19 protein-coding genes are annotated in these 19,280 nt (G+C 68.6%); 15 read left to right on the top strand and 4 right to left on the bottom strand.

The window, feature by feature from the left end; translation table 11 throughout:
* Positions 1 to 30: 30 nt before the first annotated feature.
* From ACLQ2R_RS00985 to ACLQ2R_RS00975, 3 genes are all read left to right on the top strand, one after another.
* Positions 31 to 2,286 (top strand): glycosyltransferase, encoded by a 2,256-nt coding sequence (locus tag ACLQ2R_RS00985; RefSeq protein ID WP_425957340.1) that lies wholly within the window; start codon positions 31 to 33, stop codon positions 2,284 to 2,286.
* A complete protein-coding gene (locus ACLQ2R_RS00980) occupies positions 2,283 to 3,806 on the top strand; it encodes a hypothetical protein (RefSeq protein ID WP_425957339.1) in 1,524 nt (507 codons plus the stop codon). Before ACLQ2R_RS00985 ends, ACLQ2R_RS00980 begins: the two co-directional genes overlap by 4 nt.
* A 533-nt stretch (positions 3,807 to 4,339) precedes the next feature.
* Entirely contained in the window at positions 4,340 to 6,091 is a 1,752-nt protein-coding gene (locus ACLQ2R_RS00975; protein ID WP_425957338.1) for a cellulose binding domain-containing protein, read from the top strand.
* Between the two features lie 111 nt (positions 6,092 to 6,202).
* Here ACLQ2R_RS00975 and ACLQ2R_RS00970 read toward each other — a convergent pair whose 3' ends face one another.
* The gene (locus ACLQ2R_RS00970) at positions 6,203 to 6,679 is read right to left on the bottom strand and encodes an ATP-binding protein (RefSeq protein WP_425957337.1); all 477 of its coding nucleotides are present in this window, start codon (positions 6,677 to 6,679) and stop codon (positions 6,203 to 6,205) included.
* Between the two features lie 1,011 nt (positions 6,680 to 7,690).
* On the opposite strand from ACLQ2R_RS00970, the gene ACLQ2R_RS00965 reads away from it, so the two are divergent.
* The 4 genes from ACLQ2R_RS00965 to ACLQ2R_RS00950 all read left to right on the top strand — a co-directional run bounded on the left by ACLQ2R_RS00965 (position 7,691) and on the right by ACLQ2R_RS00950 (position 9,317).
* Positions 7,691 to 8,512, top strand: a complete 822-nt coding sequence (locus ACLQ2R_RS00965; RefSeq protein WP_425957336.1) for a helix-turn-helix domain-containing protein — start codon at positions 7,691 to 7,693, stop codon at positions 8,510 to 8,512.
* Positions 8,503 to 8,715, top strand: a complete 213-nt coding sequence (locus ACLQ2R_RS00960; RefSeq protein ID WP_425957335.1) for a DUF397 domain-containing protein — start codon at positions 8,503 to 8,505, stop codon at positions 8,713 to 8,715. Before ACLQ2R_RS00965 ends, ACLQ2R_RS00960 begins: the two co-directional genes overlap by 10 nt.
* An 87-nt stretch (positions 8,716 to 8,802) precedes the next feature.
* On the top strand, positions 8,803 to 9,015 hold the full coding sequence (locus ACLQ2R_RS00955; RefSeq protein WP_425957334.1) for a DUF397 domain-containing protein: 213 nt from the start codon (positions 8,803 to 8,805) through the stop codon (positions 9,013 to 9,015).
* Positions 9,016 to 9,104: 89 nt separating this feature from the next.
* Positions 9,105 to 9,317 (top strand): DUF397 domain-containing protein, encoded by a 213-nt coding sequence (locus tag ACLQ2R_RS00950; RefSeq protein ID WP_425957333.1) that lies wholly within the window; start codon positions 9,105 to 9,107, stop codon positions 9,315 to 9,317.
* 63 nt (positions 9,318 to 9,380) lie between these two features.
* Here ACLQ2R_RS00950 and ACLQ2R_RS00945 read toward each other — a convergent pair whose 3' ends face one another.
* Complete coding sequence (locus tag ACLQ2R_RS00945) at positions 9,381 to 9,521, bottom strand: hypothetical protein (protein WP_425957332.1); 141 nt, start codon at positions 9,519 to 9,521, stop codon at positions 9,381 to 9,383.
* A 393-nt stretch (positions 9,522 to 9,914) separates the two neighbouring features.
* On the opposite strand from ACLQ2R_RS00945, the gene ACLQ2R_RS00940 reads away from it, so the two are divergent.
* Together ACLQ2R_RS00940 and ACLQ2R_RS00935 are read left to right on the top strand one after the other, a co-directional pair.
* Positions 9,915 to 11,444 (top strand): cellulase family glycosylhydrolase, encoded by a 1,530-nt coding sequence (locus tag ACLQ2R_RS00940; protein WP_425957331.1) that lies wholly within the window; start codon positions 9,915 to 9,917, stop codon positions 11,442 to 11,444.
* A 421-nt stretch (positions 11,445 to 11,865) separates the two neighbouring features.
* Positions 11,866 to 13,323, top strand: a complete 1,458-nt coding sequence (locus ACLQ2R_RS00935) for an arabinofuranosidase catalytic domain-containing protein (RefSeq protein ID WP_425957330.1) — start codon at positions 11,866 to 11,868, stop codon at positions 13,321 to 13,323.
* A 179-nt stretch (positions 13,324 to 13,502) separates the two neighbouring features.
* On the opposite strand, the gene ACLQ2R_RS00930 is transcribed toward ACLQ2R_RS00935, so the two are convergent.
* Positions 13,503 to 13,997: a MerR family transcriptional regulator gene (locus tag ACLQ2R_RS00930; protein ID WP_425957329.1), complete on the bottom strand. Its 495-nt coding sequence runs from the start codon at positions 13,995 to 13,997 to the stop codon at positions 13,503 to 13,505.
* A 28-nt stretch (positions 13,998 to 14,025) separates the two neighbouring features.
* On the opposite strand from ACLQ2R_RS00930, the gene ACLQ2R_RS00925 reads away from it, so the two are divergent.
* The 4 genes from ACLQ2R_RS00925 (at position 14,026) to ACLQ2R_RS00910 (ending at position 17,303) form a co-directional block, all read left to right on the top strand.
* Positions 14,026 to 14,712: a methyltransferase domain-containing protein gene (locus ACLQ2R_RS00925; protein WP_425957328.1), complete on the top strand. Its 687-nt coding sequence runs from the start codon at positions 14,026 to 14,028 to the stop codon at positions 14,710 to 14,712.
* A 419-nt stretch (positions 14,713 to 15,131) separates the two neighbouring features.
* Positions 15,132 to 15,578 carry a hypothetical protein gene (locus ACLQ2R_RS00920; protein WP_425957327.1) on the top strand — a complete coding sequence of 149 codons (447 nt, stop codon included), beginning with the start codon at positions 15,132 to 15,134 and terminating at the stop codon, positions 15,576 to 15,578.
* Positions 15,579 to 15,594: 16 nt separating this feature from the next.
* Positions 15,595 to 16,086 (top strand): hypothetical protein, encoded by a 492-nt coding sequence (locus ACLQ2R_RS00915; protein WP_425957326.1) that lies wholly within the window; start codon positions 15,595 to 15,597, stop codon positions 16,084 to 16,086.
* 95 nt (positions 16,087 to 16,181) lie between these two features.
* Positions 16,182 to 17,303, top strand: coding sequence for an IS630 family transposase (locus ACLQ2R_RS00910; protein WP_425957325.1), 1,122 nt, complete (start codon positions 16,182 to 16,184; stop codon positions 17,301 to 17,303).
* A gap of 224 nt (positions 17,304 to 17,527) precedes the next feature.
* Here the strand turns inward: ACLQ2R_RS00910 and ACLQ2R_RS00905 are convergent, their stop codons facing one another.
* A complete protein-coding gene (locus tag ACLQ2R_RS00905) occupies positions 17,528 to 18,253 on the bottom strand; it encodes a TetR/AcrR family transcriptional regulator (RefSeq protein ID WP_425957324.1) in 726 nt (241 codons plus the stop codon).
* 110 nt (positions 18,254 to 18,363) lie between these two features.
* On the opposite strand from ACLQ2R_RS00905, the gene ACLQ2R_RS00900 reads away from it, so the two are divergent.
* Together ACLQ2R_RS00900 and ACLQ2R_RS00895 are read left to right on the top strand one after the other, a co-directional pair.
* Complete coding sequence (locus ACLQ2R_RS00900; protein WP_425957323.1) at positions 18,364 to 18,603, top strand: hypothetical protein; 240 nt, start codon at positions 18,364 to 18,366, stop codon at positions 18,601 to 18,603.
* Positions 18,604 to 18,698: 95 nt separating this feature from the next.
* Entirely contained in the window at positions 18,699 to 19,169 is a 471-nt protein-coding gene (locus tag ACLQ2R_RS00895) for an NUDIX hydrolase (RefSeq protein WP_425957322.1), read from the top strand.
* Positions 19,170 to 19,280: the final 111 nt, after the last annotated feature.

Raw genomic sequence — 19,280 nt, 5'->3', positions numbered from 1 at the left:
ACCGTTCCCGATCGGCTCCCGCTCGCCATAGTGATCGTCACATACGCGAGCGGCCAGGTCGTCGAGGGATGCCTGCGCTCGCTGGAGGCGGCCCTGGCCGGTGCCGGCCCCGCGCGGGTCATCGTGGTGGACAACGCCTCCCCCGACGACACCGTCGAGCGGGTACGCCGGGCCGCGCCCGACGCGGAGATCGTCCAGACCGGCCGCAACGGCGGTTTCGCCGCCGGGGTGAACGCGGGCATCGCCGCCGCGGCCGGCTGTGACGTGCTCGTGCTGAACCCCGACATCCGGCTCGCGCCCGGCGCGCTGCTCCCGCTCCGGCGGGCGCTCGCCCTCCCGGGCACCGGGATCGCGGCCCCCCGCCTCACCTCCGAGACCGGAGAGCTCCACCTCTCCCTGCGCAGGCGTCCCACCGTGACGCGGGCGCTGGGCGAGGCGCTGCTCGGCGGGAACCGGGCCGGGCGGACCCCGGCCCTGGGGGAGCTGGTCGTCGATCCGGCCGCCTACGACAGGCCACAGACGGCCGACTGGGTGACCGGCGCGGCCTGGCTGGTCTCCCGCGCCTGCCTGGACGCCCTCGGCCCGCTGGACGAGCGCTACTTCCTGTACTCGGAGGAGACCGAGTACATGCTCCGGGCGGGGTGGGCCGGGTTCGCGATCCGCTACGAGCCCGCGTCCCGCGCCGTGCACCTCGGCGGGGAGCAGTCCGTCTCCAGCCGGCTGTGGGCGATCTCCGCGGCGAACCGGGTCAGGATGCACCGGGAACTGTACGGCGGGCCGCGCGGCCTGCTGATGCGGCTGGCCGTCGGGCTCAACGAGCTGATCCGGGGGGTCGCCCGGGGCCGCGAGGGCGGCCGGCGGTACCGGGCCGCGCTGCGCGAGCTGGTCGTGATGCGCGAGTGGCCGCGCCTGCCCGCGGGGCCGACCCCGCCGAGTCCGTCACAGTCCCGGGAGACCGGCGACGTGCCGGGCTACATCTGCTTCTCCGCGCAGGACTGGTGGTACCACAACCGGGCGCACTCGGACTTCCAGCTCATGCGTTCGGTCGCCGCCCAGCGCAAGGTCCTCGTGGTCAACAGCATCGGGATGCGCATGCCGCTGCCCGGCAGGTCCACCCAGGTGCTGCGGCGGGTCGGGCGCAAGCTGCGCAGCGTCGCGATGCTCGTCCGGCGACCGCTGCCCGAACTGCCCGGCTTCTACGTGATGTCCCCGCTGCCGCTGCCCTTCTACGGGTCACCGACGGCCCGCCGGGTCAACGCCCTGCTGGTCCGGACCCAGGTAAGGGCCGTGGCGTGGGCGCTGGGACTGCGCCGGCCCGTGATCATGGTGACGATCCCCACGGCGTGGGACGTGGTACGGCCGATGCGCAGGCGGTCGCTGGTCTTCAACCGCTCCGACCGGCACTCCTCGTTCCCCGAGTCCGACCGGGCGACCATCGAGGCGCTGGAGCGGGGCCTGCTGCGCGGCGCCGACCACGTGCTCTACGCGAGCAACGCGCTGATGGGCGAGGAGATCGGGACCACCGGCGAGCGGGCGTACTTCCTCGACCACGGGGTGGACACCGACCACTTCCGCAGGTGTCCGGAGAGCGAGCAGCCCGCCGACCTCCGGGCCGTTCCCGGGCCGCGCGTGGGGTTCTTCGGCGCGCTGGACGACTACCTGGTGGACCTCGACCTGCTCGAACGGCTCGCCGTCGAGCTGCCCCACGTCTCGCTGGTACTGATCGGCGACGCGACCGTCCCGATGGAGCGGCTGACCCGGCACCCGAACGTGCACTGGCTGGGTTTCAGGCCGTACGAGCGCATCCCCGCCTACGGGTCGGGATTCGACGTCGCGATCATGCCGTGGCTGGACACGCCGTGGATCAGGAACTCCAACCCGATCAAACTCAAGGAGTACCTGGCGCTCGGCCTCCCCGTGGTCAGCACCGACTTCGCGGAACTCGCCGCGTACGCCGACCGGGTGAGGATCGCCACCGACCCCGGTCTCTTCGTGGAGGCCGTGCGCGCGGCCCTGCGCGAGGGCGGCCTGCTGCCGGCCGAGACCGTGCGCGAATCCGTGCTGGGCGCCTCCTGGTCCTCCCGCGCCGAACGGCTGATGGCACTCGTCGAACCTTCCGCCGACCTGCCGGCCGGGTCACCCGCGAAACCCCCCGCCGGCCTGTCCACCGAACGCCCCGCCCAGCCGGTGACCGAACCGCCGCCCGCCGGGTCGGCGACCGAACCGATACCCGAAACGGCGACCGAGCCCCTCGCCGGACCGGTGTCGGGCAGGGTCGCCTCATGACCTCTGAAGAGCGAGGACGGCCCCCGGGACGCGGACACCTGCCAGGACGGTCGCTGCCGGTCCTGGCCGGGGCGGGAGCGGTGACGCTGGCGATGCTGGGCTCCTGCGCGGTCGACACCCCGGCGAGCGGCGCCCGCCCCCCGCTCACCTCTCCCACGGGCGCCTCCTCCCCGAACGCCTCCCCGCCGCCCGGCGCGCCTTCCCCCCAGGCACTCCCCCCCGAGCCCCTTCCGACGAACACCCCCCTGACCGACGTCCTCCCGAACGGCGGCGGATCGAAGGGCGGCACGTCGGCCACCGGACAGGCATGGTCGGCCGCGGGCCCTCCCGCGACGGCCGCGCGGGTGCCGTGGGAGGGCGGCCCCGCCTACTACGGCCGGTTCGCCGCACCGGCGGCCGCCGGCTGGACCAGTCCCTCGTTCTTCCCGGTGGGCGTCTGGTTCGAGTCGGTGATCACCCAGGGCGACGTGAACAAGGACAAGGCCGCCGGGATCAACACCTACGTCGAGCTGACCACCACCACGAACATGGAGCTCGTACGGAAGAACGGCATGTCGGCGCTGACGAACGTCCCGCTGCCCGGCTACGGCAAGGAGACCGTGGGCTGGCTGCTCGACGACGAGGTCGACATGTGGGCGAAGGCCGGGGACGCGCCGTGGACGGGAAAGCACCCCGGCGAGGGGGCCCTGTGCATCCCCGAGAACAAGGGCTGCGGCTTCACCGTGCTGCGTACCCAGAAGAACCGGTTCCCCCGGGGCGACGGAAGGATGCACTACGCCAACTACGGCAAGGGCGTGATGATGTGGGAGAGGGACGTGGACGCCGCCACGTTCGTCAACTACTTCACCGACGTCGTCTCGACGGACGTCTACTGGTACACCAGCGAGAGCGCCTGCCTGGACGGGAAGAACTTCCTGTCCCTGTCGCCCGCCCGGTGCCGCCGGGCCGCCAACTACGGCACCGTCATCGACCGGCAGCGCGAGCTGGACGCGCTGGACGGACGCCTCCAGCCGATCTACGCCTTCGTCGAGGTCGGCTGGCCCGCCGAGAACGACACCCGGGCGATCGAGCCGTACCAGGTGACGGGCGCGGTCATGAGCTCGCTGATCCACGAGGCCCGGGGCATCATCTACTTCAACCACAACTTCGGCGGTCCGTGCCACTCCCAGCACGTGCTGCGCGAGAAGTGCGGGGAGAGGGTCAGGCCCGCGGTGACCGAGATCAACCGCAGGATCGCGAAACTGGCGCCCGTGCTGAACACCCAGTCCTACCGGCACCGCTTCGGCCCCGGCCTCGACACCATGCTGAAACACCACCGGGGCTCGTCCTACGTCTTCGCGATGCCCCGCGCCGCGAGCACCCCCGGCAGGCGCACGTTCACCCTGCCCCGCGGGGTACGGGCCTCCCGGGCGGAGGTCCTGTTCGAGAACAGATCCGTGCCGATCGACCGCAGGGGCAGGTTCACCGACTCCTTCGCCGCCGAACACTCCCACCACATCTACCGGATCACTACTCCCTGACGTCCCGCGCCCGAGCGGACGCGAGCCGGCACCTTTCGGGTCCGGCCGTACGCCGGTGGCCGGCCCGGGGCGGCGTGGGGAGTGAAACGTTCAGAACCACCGCCCCCGCGGTGTTCCCACGGAACCGCCGGGCGACCTCGACCTGGAGGATCACGTTCTCGCTGCTGAGGGGACGGATGCCTTCCGTGCGGGATGTGATCGCCCGCGAGTCGTCCGCGTCCGCCGGGAGGCCGGGCCTCCGAAACTTTCAGTCGTTTCCTTGACAAGTTTCGAGGCTCTTTCCACACTTGGGTGCCGAACGTGACGCACCGCCCCGCCCAATTGTTAACGCAAACATATTGTGATCATCCTTCTCGGGTCGGCGGCGATCATGCTCGGAGGTGATGGCGGCCGAGGAGACTCTCGTCGCCGAGCCGAGGGCGCGGCGGGACGAACGGTCGTGAAAACCGTCGAGCCGCCTCGGCCGGACCGGCTTCACCTGCCAGAAGCATCCGGATGGCACGATCTCGGGAGGGTCCGTGGTACGGATCGTCATGGCAAGCGCTCTTCTCGCCACGTCGCTGGTGGCGGTGGCCGGGCAGGCAGCGGCCGGACAGGTCGCGGCCGCGCCTGTCATCACCGTTTCGGACAGTGTGCGTCATCAGCAGATGGACGGCTTCGGCATCTCCACGGCGTTCCGCCGGGGCGAACTGCTGCGCAACCTGTCGACGACGCAGCAGAACGACATCCTCCGCCTGTGGTTCGACCGCGAGACCGGCGCGGGGCTCAGCATCCTGCGCCTGGGCATCGGCGCCTCACCGGCCGGCAGCCCGTACGACAAGATGGTCTCCATCCAGCCGCAGAACCCGGGCGGACCCGACGCGCCGCCGAGATACGTGTGGGACGGCGACGACGGCGCCCAGGTGTGGCTGGCCAAGGTCGCGAAGTCGTACGGCCTGGAGCGGTTCTACGCCAACGCCTGGAGCGCCCCCGGCTACATGAAGGACAACGGGAGCGAGAACAACGGCGGCACCCTCAAGCCCGAGTGGCGCACGGCCTACGCCCGGTACCTGGCGCAGTACACGAAGTTCTACGCGCAGGAAGGTATCAAGATCACGGACTTGGGGTTCACCAACGAACCCGACTACACGTCGACCTACGAGTCCATGCGCTTCACCCCGGCCCAGGCCGCCGCCTTCGTCAAGGTCCTCGGCCCGCTCGCGCCCGACGTCAAGATCGCATGTTGCGACGCCTTCGGCTGGGACCAGGCCAAGGGGTACACCAACGCCATCGAGGCCGACTCCGAGGCCCGCCGCTGGGTGTCCACCTACACGGGTCACACCTACGCCAGCCAGATAACGAGCCCCCAGCCCGGGAACAAGCGCACCTGGATGTCGGAGTGGGGCCCCGACGGGAGCACCTGGAACGAGAGCTGGGACGACGGGAGCAGCCAGGACGGCTTCACCGTCGCCCAGGCCATCCACCAGGCCCTCACCGTCGGCAACGTCAGCGGCTACATCTTCTGGCTGGGAGGCTCCTCGGGAGCCACCCGGGCGATGATCCAGATCGACCCGGCGGCGCGGACGTACCGCGTGTCCAAGCGGCTGTGGGCGATGGCGGCGTACAGCCGGTTCATCCGGCCGGGCGCGGTCCGGCTCGGCACGTCGACGAGCAACTCGGCGCTGAAGGTGTCGGCGTTCCTCAACGCCGACGGATCGAAGGTCGTCGGGGTGCTGAACACCGGCAACTCGGCCGTCACCTGGGACGGCCTGCAGGGCGGCACCACCGCCTACGTCACCGACAACGCCAACTCGATGACGCGTTCCACGGTCACGGGCGGCGCCGTCACCCTCAGGCCGCGCTCCCTCACCACCGTCGTGATCGGCGACCCCACCCCGACCCCCACGCCTACTCCCACCCCCACGCCGACCCCCACCCCGACGCCGACGCCCACCCCCACGCCGACGCCGACCCCCACGCCGACGCCGACTCCCACCCCGACTCCCGTCCCCGGTGGGTGCACGGCGGCGGTCCAGACGGTGAACGCCTGGGGCGGCGGCTTCCAGTCCACCGTCACCGTGAAGGCCGGCTCCAGCGCGATCAACGGCTGGACGGTGAAGTGGACCTGGCCCGGCTCGCAGTCCATCACCCAGTTGTGGGGAGGCATACGGTCCGGCTCGGGAGCGGCCGTCACCATCAAGAACGAGACCTGGAACGGCGGCCTCGCCGCCGGCGCCACCACCACGTTCGGGTTCACCGCCACCGGCCCCGCCGCCACACCGCCAATGACATGTGAGGCCTCCTGACCCGGCGACGACCACCCACGGCGCGGCGGTGAAGACCGCCGCGCCGTAGAGGACGACCGTTCACTCCCGGGCACCGGGACACCGGGGCACCCAGAGGGCACTCCGACCGGATCACCCTGTGGTCTCGCCGTGAGGGGAGAAACGCCAGCGGGCCCAGACGGTCTTGCCGGGACGGCCGGGGAGGTGGGTGACGCCGTGGTCGTGGGCGAGGGCCCCGACGATGGTCAGGCCACGTCCGTGGACGGCCTCGGCGTCGAGGACGAGGCGGCGGAGCCGTCCCGGCCCCCGGTCGGTCACCTCGATCCGAAGCTCGTCCGCCCCGGCCCGCATGGAGAACCTGACCACCGGCTCGCCGTGGACGATCGCGTTGGCGAGCAGCTCGCCGGTCACCAGGACGACGTCGTCGGCGAGATGGTGCAGCGTCCAGGCGGTGAGGGTCTCGCGCACCATGGCGCGAGCCTTGGAGACGATCGGCAGGTCGTGCGGCAGGTCCCAGCAGACGGCATGCGGCTCGTCCGGGGAGCGCCGATCGGCTCCCTTCGGCGCATCCGGAGGTCGCGAGGTGTCGTCGTCCGGAGTCTCGGTCATGCTCTCTCCTCGGGGAGGCGGTGTGCCGTGTCCGGCTCGCGCGTCAGGTGGCGTGGTTCCCCGCCGATGCCGCCCGCGTCGTGGAACGCGCGGAGTGCGCCCGCTCACGCGGTCACTCCCTGCCGGTACGGGGCGTGCCTGCCCGATGGGGTACGGGAGCCCGGCGGCCGTCCGCGCCGGTACGGCACCGAGGTCGCGGCGACGGGCTGCTCCGCCCTCCGGTGACGGCCGGGGGACCCCTCGGAGGTCCGAGGGGGAGGAGCGGCGAGAACCACGGGGCCCGGAATCGAGCGGATGGGCGTCGCGACGGGCGGGCGCCCGGACAGGTCGAGGCGACGACGGGCTGCCATCCGGGCACGGACCTGGGCGGGGGTGGGCTGCTCCCAGTGGTGGTGCGCGCGGTGCGGCAGGCTGGCGGCCTCGTGCGCGTACGGGGGATGGCCGCACCAGCGGCAACCGAGCGGCATCGGCGGCCGGTCCGCATGCCAACGCACCCGGATCGGCCTGGGGTTTCCTCTAGGGTCGTACATCAGGTCGGACCTCCAGAGTCCGGTCGAGGGACTCGTCCCGGCCTGTGATGCCGTGACGGGTCCCGCTTTCGTTTCTGAGACGAGGGCTGTGTTTCCGGGACAGGAGCGGCGCTGCCCGTGCGTTCACTGCGGGGTCAAAAGCCCGCCGCCCGTCAGGTCAGGGCTCACCGGGAGGTGACGGCTTCGTACCCGGTGGTTGTGCGGGCCGTCTGCCGATGTCTCGTGTTCTGGTACTCCGGTGTTACTGCCAGCACTCTTTTTTGGACATAGCTGATTATTTCAACGGCAGGCTTACAGGGGGCTTTCGTTGTGCGCGGCGAGCGGTTTCTTCGGTGACGTTCTCGCGCCTTCCGTCTCTTCACAGGGTGCTCCCGGAAGGCTACGGTGGGTGCCGAAACTCCCTGCACATTCTCGGGACACTTTGTAGTGGACTGTGTTCTTCTGTGTCGCCGGAGTAGCGCCCCCACAGGACGGAGCTGTAATGTCCGTTTTCTATGAATCCGATCCTTCTGTAAAGCCTCTGGTGCTTTTAGGGGTCGAACTCCGTAAACATCGAAAAAGAACTGGTATCTCCATAGAGCGCCTGGCGGAAGTCGTCCAGTTCAGCGCGAGTCTGATCGGCTTCATCGAGCGAGGGCAGCGCACGGCCAGCCGGAACTTCATGGAGCGGTACGACGAGGCCGTGGACGCGGGTGGAGAGCTCGTCCGGCTCTGGGAGCAGCTCACCCGTGCGGCAAGTCCCCGGTGGTTCCGGGGCTGGCTGGACATCGAGCAGGAAGCGCACTCCCTGCACACCTGGCAACCTCTCGTCGTTCCAGGCCTGCTGCAGATCGAGGAATACGCGCGGGCGGTCATCCGCTGCGAGCCCGGTATAACCGAGGAGCAGACGGAGAAGGCCGTCGCGGCACGAATGGAGCGACAGGAGATCTTCAGGCGAACCAACCCACCGCTGTTCCGCGCGGTACTGGACGAAGGCGTGCTGCATCGTCCGGTCGGCAGTAAGGAAGTGATGCGTCGACAATTCGAGCGCCTCATGGAGGCGGTAGAATCTCCGCGAATCGGAATTCAGGTTATCCCTGCGGCGCGGGGAGTGATGACCGGGCTTCTTGGTGGCTTCGCTATCGCACAGATTCCGGGAGGTCCGGATAACGTGTACATCGAGTCCATAATTCATGGACACGTGACAAGTCGCCCAGAAGACGTTGAAGCTATCCATAGCAGATACGACACTCTGCGAGCCGAGGCGCAACCTCAGCACATGTCCATCGAGTTGATCAGAGAGGCAGGGAAACTGTGGATCTGAGTGATGAACTGAAGGGTGCAGCCTGGCGCAAGGCCGCCAAGAGCGGGGCCAACCAGGGCGACTGCTTGGAGGTGGCTCCGTTGTCGGGTGGTCGGGTGGGTCTGCGGGACACCGAGGCTCCCGGGCGGGCGCCGTTCGTGGTGAGCGCGAGCGTCTGGGACGCCTTCATCGACGGCGCGAAAAAGGGCGAGTTCGACTTCTGACTCCCTGTCCGGTGCGCGGGGAAGCTTTTGATCGCTGTCAGAACTTTTCCCGCGCATCGTTGTCCCCAGGAGAGAGGCAGGGAAGCTGTGGATCTGAACGACGAGCTGAAGACCGCGATCTGGCGCAAGGCCACCAAGAGTGGATCCGACCAGGGCAACTGCCTGGAAGTAGCCCCGCTATCGGGTGGTCGGGTGGCTCTGCGCGACACCGAGGCTCCCGAGCGGGCGCCGTTCGTGGTGAGCGCGAGCGTCTGGGACGCCTTCGTCGACGGCGCCAAGAAGGGCGAGTTCGACTTCTGATCCTCACCATCTGGTACGTGGGAAAGACCTTGGTCGTCGCTGGACCTTTTCCCGTGCGTCATTGTCCGCAGGAGAGATGTGGAGAAGCTGTGGATCTGAGTGATGAACTGAAGAGCGCGGCCTGGCGCAAGGCCACTAAAAGCGGTTCCAATCAGGGCAACTGCCTGGAAGTAGCCCCGCTATCGGGTGGTCGGGTGGGTCTGCGTGACACCGAGGCTCCCGGGCAAGCGCCGTTCGTGGTGAGTGCGAGCGTCTGGGAGGCCTTCATCGACGGCGCCAAGAAGGACGAGTTCGACTTCTAGTTCGAACCCGCGAGACATGAGAAGCCCTCGGCCGGGTGGCCAAGGGCTTCTGTCGTCGTACGGCTATGCCACGGTGTATTCGACGTCCCCGAAGTCGGCCACCACGCGAAGCCGTCCGCCGAGGGCCTCCACGTAGGAGCGCAGGGTCGCCACCTCGGCACGGTCGATCTGGCCGCCTCTCCGCCATCGGTACGTTCGTGTCATACCACTGATCCCAGTTGCCGACCCTGTCGCCTGCGACCAGGAGCACCGCCCGGTGAGCCGGGTCGAACGCGAACAGAATGCGGATCTCGCTTTTTTGGATGAACCTGGCCTCAACTCTTTTGGGAGCTGTTCGAGGTTCAGACGTGGCCGGACCGCCTGTTCTGAAACTTTCACGACCATTGACTTATTCAAGTCAGTGAATTGAGAATGCTCAACGTCGTTCGAGAGGGCCACCAGCTGCCATGTCCATGATCCGATCCGAAGGCGTGTGGCCGTTCTTTCGGCATCGATGCGGCAGTTGTCGAGGACGCCGGCGAGGCCCCCGCCTACGACCACCGGATCCGATCCTGAGGCGGCAGATCTCCGGATCCACCAGGGAGAAAGAGGAAATCCATGAGACATCGCATCGCGCTGGCCGCGGCGACGGCCGTCGGCCTCGCGGCCGTGGGGGCCGCGCTCTTGAGCCCGCCGGCCTCCGCCGCCGACAGCGGCTGCTCGGTGAAGTACAAGGTCGCCGGCGAGTGGCAGGGCGGCTTCCAGGGGGACGTCTCAATCACCAATCTGGGCGATCCACTGACCGGCTGGACGCTGGAGTTCGACTTTCCCACCCCCGGACAGGGCGTGACCAACGGCTGGAGCGCCGACTGGTCGCAGTCCGGCGCGCACGTCACCGCCAAGAGCCTTGGCTGGAACTCCAACGTGGCCACCGGCGCCTCGGTGTCGATCGGCTTCACCGGCAAGTGGAGCGGCGGTAACCCCGTTCCCACCGTCTTCAAGGTCAACGGCATCGCCTGCGACGGCCAATCCCCAACCCCAACCCCGACCCCAACCCCAACCCCGACCCCAACCCCGACCCCGACCCCCACCCCGACCCCCACTCCCACTCCCACCCCTGATCCCGGCGGCCCGGCACCGCAGTTGCGCGTCTCCGGCAACAAGATCGTCACCGCCGACGGCAAGCCGTACCGGCTGCTGGGTGTCAGCCGCTCCAGCGGGGAGTACGCCTGCGTCCAGGGCAAGGGGACGTGGGACCACGGCCCGGTGGACCAGGCTTCGGTCGATGCGATGAAGAGCTGGAACATCCACGCCGTCCGCATCCCGCTCAACGAGGAGTGCTGGCTCGGCACCAACGGCACGCCCAGCGGTGCCCTCTACCAGCAGGACGTCAAGGACTACGTGAACCTGCTGGTCGCCAACGGCATCACGCCGATCCTCGACCTGCACTGGAACTGGGGACAGTTCACCGGCGTCTCCTGGGCGTGCACCGACACCACGGCGACCTGCCAGAAGCCGATGCCCGACGCCATGTACGCCCCGCAGTTCTGGACCGGTGTCGCGAAGGCCTTCAAGGGCAACAACGCGGTGGTCTTCGACCTGTTCAACGAGCCGTGGCCGGAATACGGCACCGGTGACACCACCTCGGGCTGGAAGTGCCTGCGCGACGGCGGGACCTGCCCCGGCTTCTCCTACGAGGTCGCGGGGATGCAGAGCCTGGTCGACGCCGTCCGGGCGACGGGGGCGACCAACATCGTCATGGTCGGCGGCCTGGCCTGGTCGAACGACGTGAGCCAGTGGATGCAGTACAAGCCGAACGACCCGACCGGCAACCTGGCCGCCTCGTGGCACTCCTACAGCTTCAACTACTGCTCCAACGAGGCCTGCTGGGACAGCCAGATCGCCCCGCTCGCCGCGAAGGTCCCCGTGGTGACCGGTGAGTTCGGCGCGGACGACTGCGGCTACGACTACATGGACCGGCTCACCAAATGGGCCGACAAGAACGGCGTGTCGTACCTGGCCTGGACCTGGAGCCCCTGGGGCTGCACCCAGGGCGCGGTGCTCATCAAGGACTGGAACGGCACGCCCGAGCCCGGCATCGGTGCGGGCTACAAGACGCACCTGCTCTCCCAGGACCCGTACGCGTGATCCCCTGTCCCGGCCGCGGATGATCGCACCGGGCCCGGCCGTCGCACCGTGACGGCCGGGCCCGTCGGGTGAACGGCCGTCACGGAGCCCGCGCTCAGCCGCTCGAACGCCCCGCGATGAGGACGAGCCGAGGACGCGGCTCGCCGTCCGGCGGACGCCGGAGGTGAAAGTTCCACGACATCTCACCTCAACGGTGCGAACGCGGCACGACAAGAACCCAGGTGGTGAGCCGACGGCACGGGGACGTCCCGGAAATCGGATCCACGCTCTTGACGCCGCGGCCTCCGTTGAATTGACTCAATGACACTGCCGACTGTGAATCGGCTTCGGACAAATAATGATGTTAGCGTTAACATTTTTGCAGCCGAATATGTTCGAACAGCGCCGTTCGATCGTTGTCCCCTGATCGAGAGAAGAGGGCATGATGCTTTTCGGGAGCCTGAGAAGGGCGTTCACGGCCGGTGCGAGCGTGCTGGTCGCCGTCGCCTGCCTGACCGGCGGCGGTACCGCCCAGGCCGCCGCCGTCACCGGCCCGTGTGACATCTACGCCTCGGGCGGGACACCGTGCGTGGCGGCGCACAGCACCACCCGGGCGCTGTACGGCGCCTACAACGGCCCGCTCTACCAGGTACGCCGCTCCTCGGACAACACCGTCCGCGACATCGGCGTGCTCAGCGCGGGCGGAGTCGTCGACGCCACCACCCAGGACTCCTTCTGCGCCAATACGAGCTGCCTGATCACCATCCTCTACGACCAGTCCGGCCGCAACAACCGCCTCACCCAGGCACCCCCCGGCCACTGGCCCGGCCCCGGACCGGGCGGATGGGACAACCTCGCCGACGCCAAGGCCGCCCCGATCACCATCGGCGGCCAGAAGGCCTACGGCGTGCGCATCGAACCCGGCACCGGCTACCGCAACAACAACACCAACGGCGTGGCGACCGGCGACCAGCCCGAGGGCATCTACGCCGTCGTCGACGGCACGCACTACAACCAGTGGTGCTGCTTCGACTACGGCAACGCGCAGACCGACGGCCAGGCCGACGAGCGCGCCATCATGGAGACCGTCTACTTCGGCGCCAACAAGCAGTGGGGCTACGGCGCCGGAGCCGGTCCCTGGATCATGGCCGACCTGGAGTGGGGGCTGTTCTCCGGGGTGAACGCCGGTTACAACAACCTCGCGCCCATCAACCACCGTTTCGTCACGGCCATCGTCAAGGGCGAGCCGAACCACTGGGCGATCCGGGGCGGCAACGCCCAGTCGGGCGGCCTGACGACCTACTACGACGGGCGGCGCCCCAACGGCTACCACCCGATGAAGAAGGAGGGCGCCATCCTGCTCGGCATCGGCGGCGACAACAGCGTCTCCGGCCGCGGCACCTTCTTCGAGGGCGTGCTGACCTCCGGCTACCCCACGGCCGAGACCGAGAACGCCGTGCAGGCCAACATCGCCGCCGCCGGCTACGCCCCCTCCGGAGGCACCCCGCAACAGGGCTCGCAGATCGTCGGGGCCCAGTCGAACCGCTGCGCCGACGTTACCGGCAACAGCACCGCCAACGGGGCCCAGGCGCAGCTGTGGGACTGCGGCACCGGCACCAACCAGCGCTTCACCCACACCTCCGGCAAGCAGTTGCAGGTGTACGGCAACAAGTGCCTGGACGCCTACGCCCGGGGGACCGTCAACGGCACCCAGGTGGTCATCTGGGACTGCAACGGCGGCACCAACCAGCAGTGGAACGTCAACGCCAACGGCACCGTCACCGGCGTGCAGTCCGGCCTGTGCCTCGACGCCAACGCGGCCGGTACGGCCAACGGCACCAAGCTCATCCTCTGGGCCTGCAACGGCGGCGCCAACCAGCGCTGGAGCCTGCGTAGCTGACCCTGACCGGCCGGTTCGGCGTACGAGGGCGAGCGGGTGGAGCGTGCTGGGCGGAGGTCCGGACACCTGGGCGGAGGCATGGCCCCCGGGAGCGGACCTCCGTCGGCACGGCGCGAGCGGGCAGGGGTGACATCGACACCGGAGGGGGAGAAGTCACCCGGCGGGCTCTCGGCCGGCCGTCAGCCGACGTACGGCTCGACGCGGTCCCGGGCACGTCGGCCGACCACGTCCGGCTCGTCCGCGGCACCTCCGGCGATCCGATCCGCGGCACGGCGATCCGACCCCGTCCCGGAGGACGACCGCAGCCGGTCGGTCAGGAATCCCTGGAAGTGCGGGCAGGTCATGATGTCGTCGTGCGGGCATTCCAGGCCGCCCTCCAGCATGTCGAGGGCGGCCTGTGCCCTGGCGATCCGTGCCAGCAACCTCTCGCGGTGGCGGGCCATCACCTCGTGGCGGTCCGGTGCGGACCGGACGGCCAGCATCGTCCGGATGTCCGCGAGCCCGAAGCCCGCCTCCTTCGAGATCAGGATCGCCGCCACCCGGTACAGGTCCGCGTCGGTGTAGCGGCGGCGGTCACCCGCACGGGCCGGGGTCATCAGTCCTTCCGACTCCCAGTGGCGCAGCACGTGGGTCGGCAACCCGAACTGGGCGGCCACTTCACCGATTGACTTCATGTCGACATTAAGTCGCACACTCATGACCATGTCCACACTACTTACCGTCCTCGACTTCCTCGACGACCTCCCCCAAGCCCGCGACCTGCGGGAACACACGTACAAGGCGCTGGGCGACACCGTCGTCGACGTCGGCTGCGGAAGCGGGCGCGCCGTCGGCGAGCTGGCCGCCCGCGGGGCGAGGGCCATCGGCGTCGACCTGGACCCCGCCATGATCCAGGTCGCGGCCGAGCGCTGGCCCTCGGGCGAGTTCCACGTCGCCGACGCCGCCGCGCTGCCTCTCGACGACGGCTCGGTCACCGGCTACCGCGCCGACAAGCTCCTGCACGCCCTCCCCGAGCCCGAACGGGCCGTCGCAGAGGCCCGCCGGGTCCTGGCCGCGAACGGCCGCGCGGTGCTCGTCGGCCACGACTGGGACACGTTCGTGATCGACTCCGACGATCCCGCGTTCATCCGCACGCTCGTCCACGCCCGCGCGGACACCATGCCGCACCCGCGGATCGCCCGCCGGTACCGGAACCTCCTGCTGGACAACGGGTTCGCCGACGTCACCGTCGAGGTCCACACGATCGTGTGGACGGGCACCGAGGGACTGCCGATGCTCGCCGGCCTGGGAGAGGGCGCCTGGCTCGACGACCAGGACGCCAGAGCGCGCGCCGACCGGCTGTTCCTCGCCATCCCGATCTTCCTCGCCTCCGGGACCCGCGCCGCCTGAGCACCGGTACGGCGTTGGAGGGTGATCTTCGGAGGTGTGGCGGCTGATACCCGATTGTCGGGCTCGCAACCGACACGCGAGCCCGACGTCGCCGCGTCCCGCAGGGGTCCGACCTGTCACGAGAAGCGGTACGAGAAAACACGCCGACTCAGGGATCTCAACGTAAAAGCGTAGAGGCACCACCTCGACACGACCGGTTTCGCCGTATTAAAGAGTCCTATGGCAATATTTTTATATAATTTCCCTTAGACGGTCAAATATGCTTCTTTGGCAATATTGTCCGCGTTGCGACATGTGTAGTCATTGGCTCGTCCATGGGAGGTCTGTCGGTAGATCTCGAGGCAGGTGAAACGGGTTGGCCGCTGAGGTGTGCAGTAATTTCCTGACACCGCTCAGCTGGAGCTATACCCTTAACTTCTATGCCTGAGCTTGACTCAACCTACATGCGAACGCAAGCTTGCAGGGCGACGCCTACACCCTGGCTTTGCCTGCCGGATGAGTTGATGCTTACTCACCACACCTTTCGTTCGGACAAATATATAGAAGCGCCTAGGTATGACCGGGAACGGGAAATTTCTCTCTTAACGGGCAAACTTTCAGTTGAACAGGCCAGCCGCTATCGAAGACGTGTGACAACCGCCAGGGCGCTTGAGTTAGCCTCCGTACGGCATGTATCAGCAGGTAAGCTCCGGGTGGAAGGGTTCGCGGTCGTGCACACGCCGGGACGTTTCATCGGTAAATGCGGAGTCGACCTGCAGCATGTTTCGATCGTTTGGCCGAATGACGATCCCGTCAATCGCCAGGACATTCCATGGCCTCAGGCCGTGTCGGAACGCTTCGTGCAGTGCTTCAATGGGTACCAATAGACGGGAGGTGAGACGGATGAATCTGGACTCGCTCATCAAGCGAGGCAGTCTTCCATGGCGGCCAAGACCGGAAGTGGTCGATCTTGATGTCTGGCATGAGTACGAGATCCCGTTGACGGGCACTTTTCGTGTGCACGGTGACCTCATCTTGTTCGCTCAGGTGCTAGAGGGCTCTCGTGGGCTGTCTGCCTGGGCTTATGTCTGCCTTGACGCCTCGGAGGCTCGCGAGGTGGCAGACGTGACATTCGACTCCCTGGAACATCTGGACAGCTTCGTCGAGGCCAAATTCCTTGGCCGAGAGGCCGTGCTGGCCCTGGCGATGGAAGATCGAATAGACAACTGGACACGGAGCGAAGTCGTCGGCGGACTGCTGTCAGCCGTTGAGGGCTTCATCAATGATGTGATTCAGGACACGGCGACCACCGCAAAGGTGCCGGACCCCAAGCAGCGTGTCCTGGCCAAGATTGCGAGCCTGGAGGCTGCGAAGTCCCAGTTGGCTCCTGCCTAGTGCTGTGACCGGAAACGATCGCCGGGTTGGCATGTAGAGCGCTCGTGCCGATTGGATGGGTGCTGATCACGTTCGATCGGCGCTCAGGAGGCCAGGTGACGCAACCGGTCAAGGTCCGCAGGCTCACGGACCCAGAAGGGCAGAAGCTGCAACGCATCGTGCGGCGCGGCACGATGAGCACGGTGCGGTATCGGCGGGCGATGATCCTGCTGGCCTCGGCCGGCGGTAACACGATGGCGGTCATCGCCCGCCTGGTGGCCGCCGATGAGGACACGGTGCGCGATGTGATTCATCGTTTCAACGAGATCGGGCTGGCCTGCCTGGACCCTCGGTGGGCGGGAGGCCGTCCCCGCCTGCTGAGTCCTGACGATGAGGCGTTCATCGCGCAGACGGCCACCACACGACCGGCCAAACTCGGCCGGCCCTTCACCCGCTGGTCCATCCGCAAGCTCCTGGACTACCTGCGCCGCCTGCCGGGCCGTGCCCTCACCCTGGGCCGGGAGACCTTACGCACCTTGCTGGTCCGCCACGGCATCACCTTCCAACGCACCAAGACCTGGAAGGAATCCCCAGACCCGGACTTCGAGACCAAACTCGACGCGATCGAGTACGCCCTCACCCACCGGCCCGAGCGCACCTTCGCCTTCGACGAGTTCGGCCCGCTCGGCATCCGGCCCACCGCCGGCACGGGCTGGGCACCGCGAGGCAAACCGGACCGGCTGCCGGCCACCTACCGCCGCACCCAGGGCGTGACCTACTTCCACGGCTGCTACTCGGTCGGCGATGACCTGCTGTGGGGCATCAACCGAGCCCGCAAGGGCATCGCCCCCACCTGGACCGCCCTGAAATCGATCCGCACCGCCCGCCCCGACGGCGCACCCATCTACGTCATCCTCGACAACCTCTCAGCGCACAAGAACTGGCGCATCCGCACCTGGGCCAAGAACAACAAGGTCAGGCTGCTGTTCACGCCGACCTACGCCTCCTGGGCCAATCCGATCGAGGCGCACTTCGGCCCGCTGCGCCAGTTCACCCTGGCCAACTCCGACCATCCCAACCACACCGTCCAAACTCGCGCCCTGCACGCCTACCTGCGCTGGCGCAACGCCCACGCCCGCCACCCAGACGTGCTGGCCGCCCAACGCCGCGAACGCGCCCGCATCCGTAGTGAGAAGGGCATCCGCTGGGGCGGACGCCCCCTCACACCGGCAGCCTGAAATCCCCACTCAACCCGGCAAACGTTCCCGGTCACAGCACTAGCTGCCTTGGAGCACACGAAACCTCTGGCCGCCTGGCCGGGGGTTTCCGTCGTTGACCTGTCCCCTCCCGATGGCTGAGGCTCGTTTTTCCTTCATGGGGATCCTTGGTCGAGCCGAGAGCTTTCGTGCAGATTTCTGACGTGCGGTCCGAGGCACTCCGGATCCGCGCGGACGCCGGCCGGTCATGGCCGCTCCGTAAGGATGCGGTTCAGGTGGTGGTCCAGGGTGCGCCGTACGTCCGTCAGGGGGCGGCGGCGGTGCAGCAGGTCGAGGCCGAGCCCGCTCACGCCGCCGACGAGCAGGACCGCCTCCTGTGCCGCGTCGATCGAAGGGCGGGCGCCGGCCGCCGTGATCAGATCGGCGACCAGGTCCTCCAGTGGGCTTCCCTCGTGCAGGAAGACCGCCGCCAGCGCGGGATCGGTGAGGCTCCGCGCGTAGTAGGCGGTCATCACCCGCAGGTTCGCGCGGCGCCGGTCGTCGAGCGGGAGCAGCTCCTCCAGGGTGGCGCGCAGCAGCACCCGCGGGTCGGAGGCGTCACGCAGCGCCGCGATCCGCTCCCGGCCCCGGTGCCCGTTCTCCCGGTGCAGCAGCTGCAGGGCGGTGACCAGCAGGTGGTGCTTGTCGGTGAAGTGGTACTGCACGACCCGGGCGGACACACCCGCCTCGGCGGCGATCTCCCGGACGGTGGCCATCTGGAGGCCGCGCTCGGCGGCGATCCGCCAGACCGCCTCGACGATCTGGCGCCGGCGGCCGGCCGGCTCCGGCGCGGTGGGAGCCGGGACCGGCGGGTTCCTGCGGGCCCGGTACGCCCGGGCCTGGCAGCCACGGGAGCAGTAGACCGGGCGGCGTCCACGCGCGGACGCCCGCAGCGGGCCACGGCAGACCCGGCACCTCTTTTCGTCACCCACACTTCCAGCTTAACCGCATCATTACCGTGACGTATTCGCTGCTGAAGCCTTGCTGACAGGGGATATCCGATGGTGTCGTTGATACATTCGTATCTCGACGGGAGTGAACTGTGAACGAAGCCTGGTACCGGCTGGCGATGCTTCTCACGCTCATCGCGGGCGTCTGGGAGGGCCCGATGGCGATCGTCTTCCGCGTGTTCACCGACAAGGCCCCGAACGTGCTGGTGGCGGCGAACTACCTGCCCGCCCCGTGGTGTTACGTCGCCGCCGTGGCCGCGACGGTCGTCGCGTTCGCGGTGATCGCCTTCCTGGACGTCCGGCACAAGCGGGTGACGTCCGCCGCCGAATGATCCCGCGACGGCTCCTGCCCCGGGCGCTCGCCGGGGCGCCGGGCAACGACGAGATGCGCGGCCCTGGGCGGCGGGACAAGGGGTAGCGTGCGGTGATGAGCTTCCGGCTGGCGGCGTACGCCGTGTGCGTCGAGGAGGGGCGGGTGCTGCTCGCCTGCCATGTGGGACACCAGGGCGAGCGGACCTGGACCCTTCCGGGCGGGAGGGTCGAGCACGGGGAGGACCCGTCCGACGCGGTCGTCCGGGAGGTCGCCGAGGAGACCGGCTGCGCAGGGGTGGTCGAACGGCTGCTGGGGGTGGATTCACGGGTGATCCCCGCGGCCGACCGCCTGCCCGGCCTTCCCGAGCACCAGAACGTCGGCGTCTTCTACCGGGTACGCGTCACCGGCGGCCGGCTCCGTCCCGAGCCGAACGGCGAGACCGCCGAGTCGGTCTGGACCCCGATCCCCGACGTCGCACGCCTCCGCCGGTCGTCGCTGGTCGAGGTCGGCCTCGCCCTGGCACGCACCCTTCCGGCGACCGGGCATGTCGATCCCGTCCCGGTCGGCGGCCTGATCCGGCACTGAGCGTCCACCACCCGGCACCGGCCGGGAAATGTCGGTCCACGAGCGTAGGCTCGCCGCGCCGATGTCCGGGAGGTCTCCGCCACCCGCCGGCCCGCGTTTCGGGGTGTGCGG

Origin of the sequence: Streptosporangium sp. DT93, from assembly GCF_049844535.1 — a bacterium.
Lineage (GTDB): Bacteria > Actinomycetota > Actinomycetes > Streptosporangiales > Streptosporangiaceae > Streptosporangium.
Note: the sequence above shows the minus strand (reverse complement) of the source record. Positions and strands in the feature narration are given on the sequence as shown.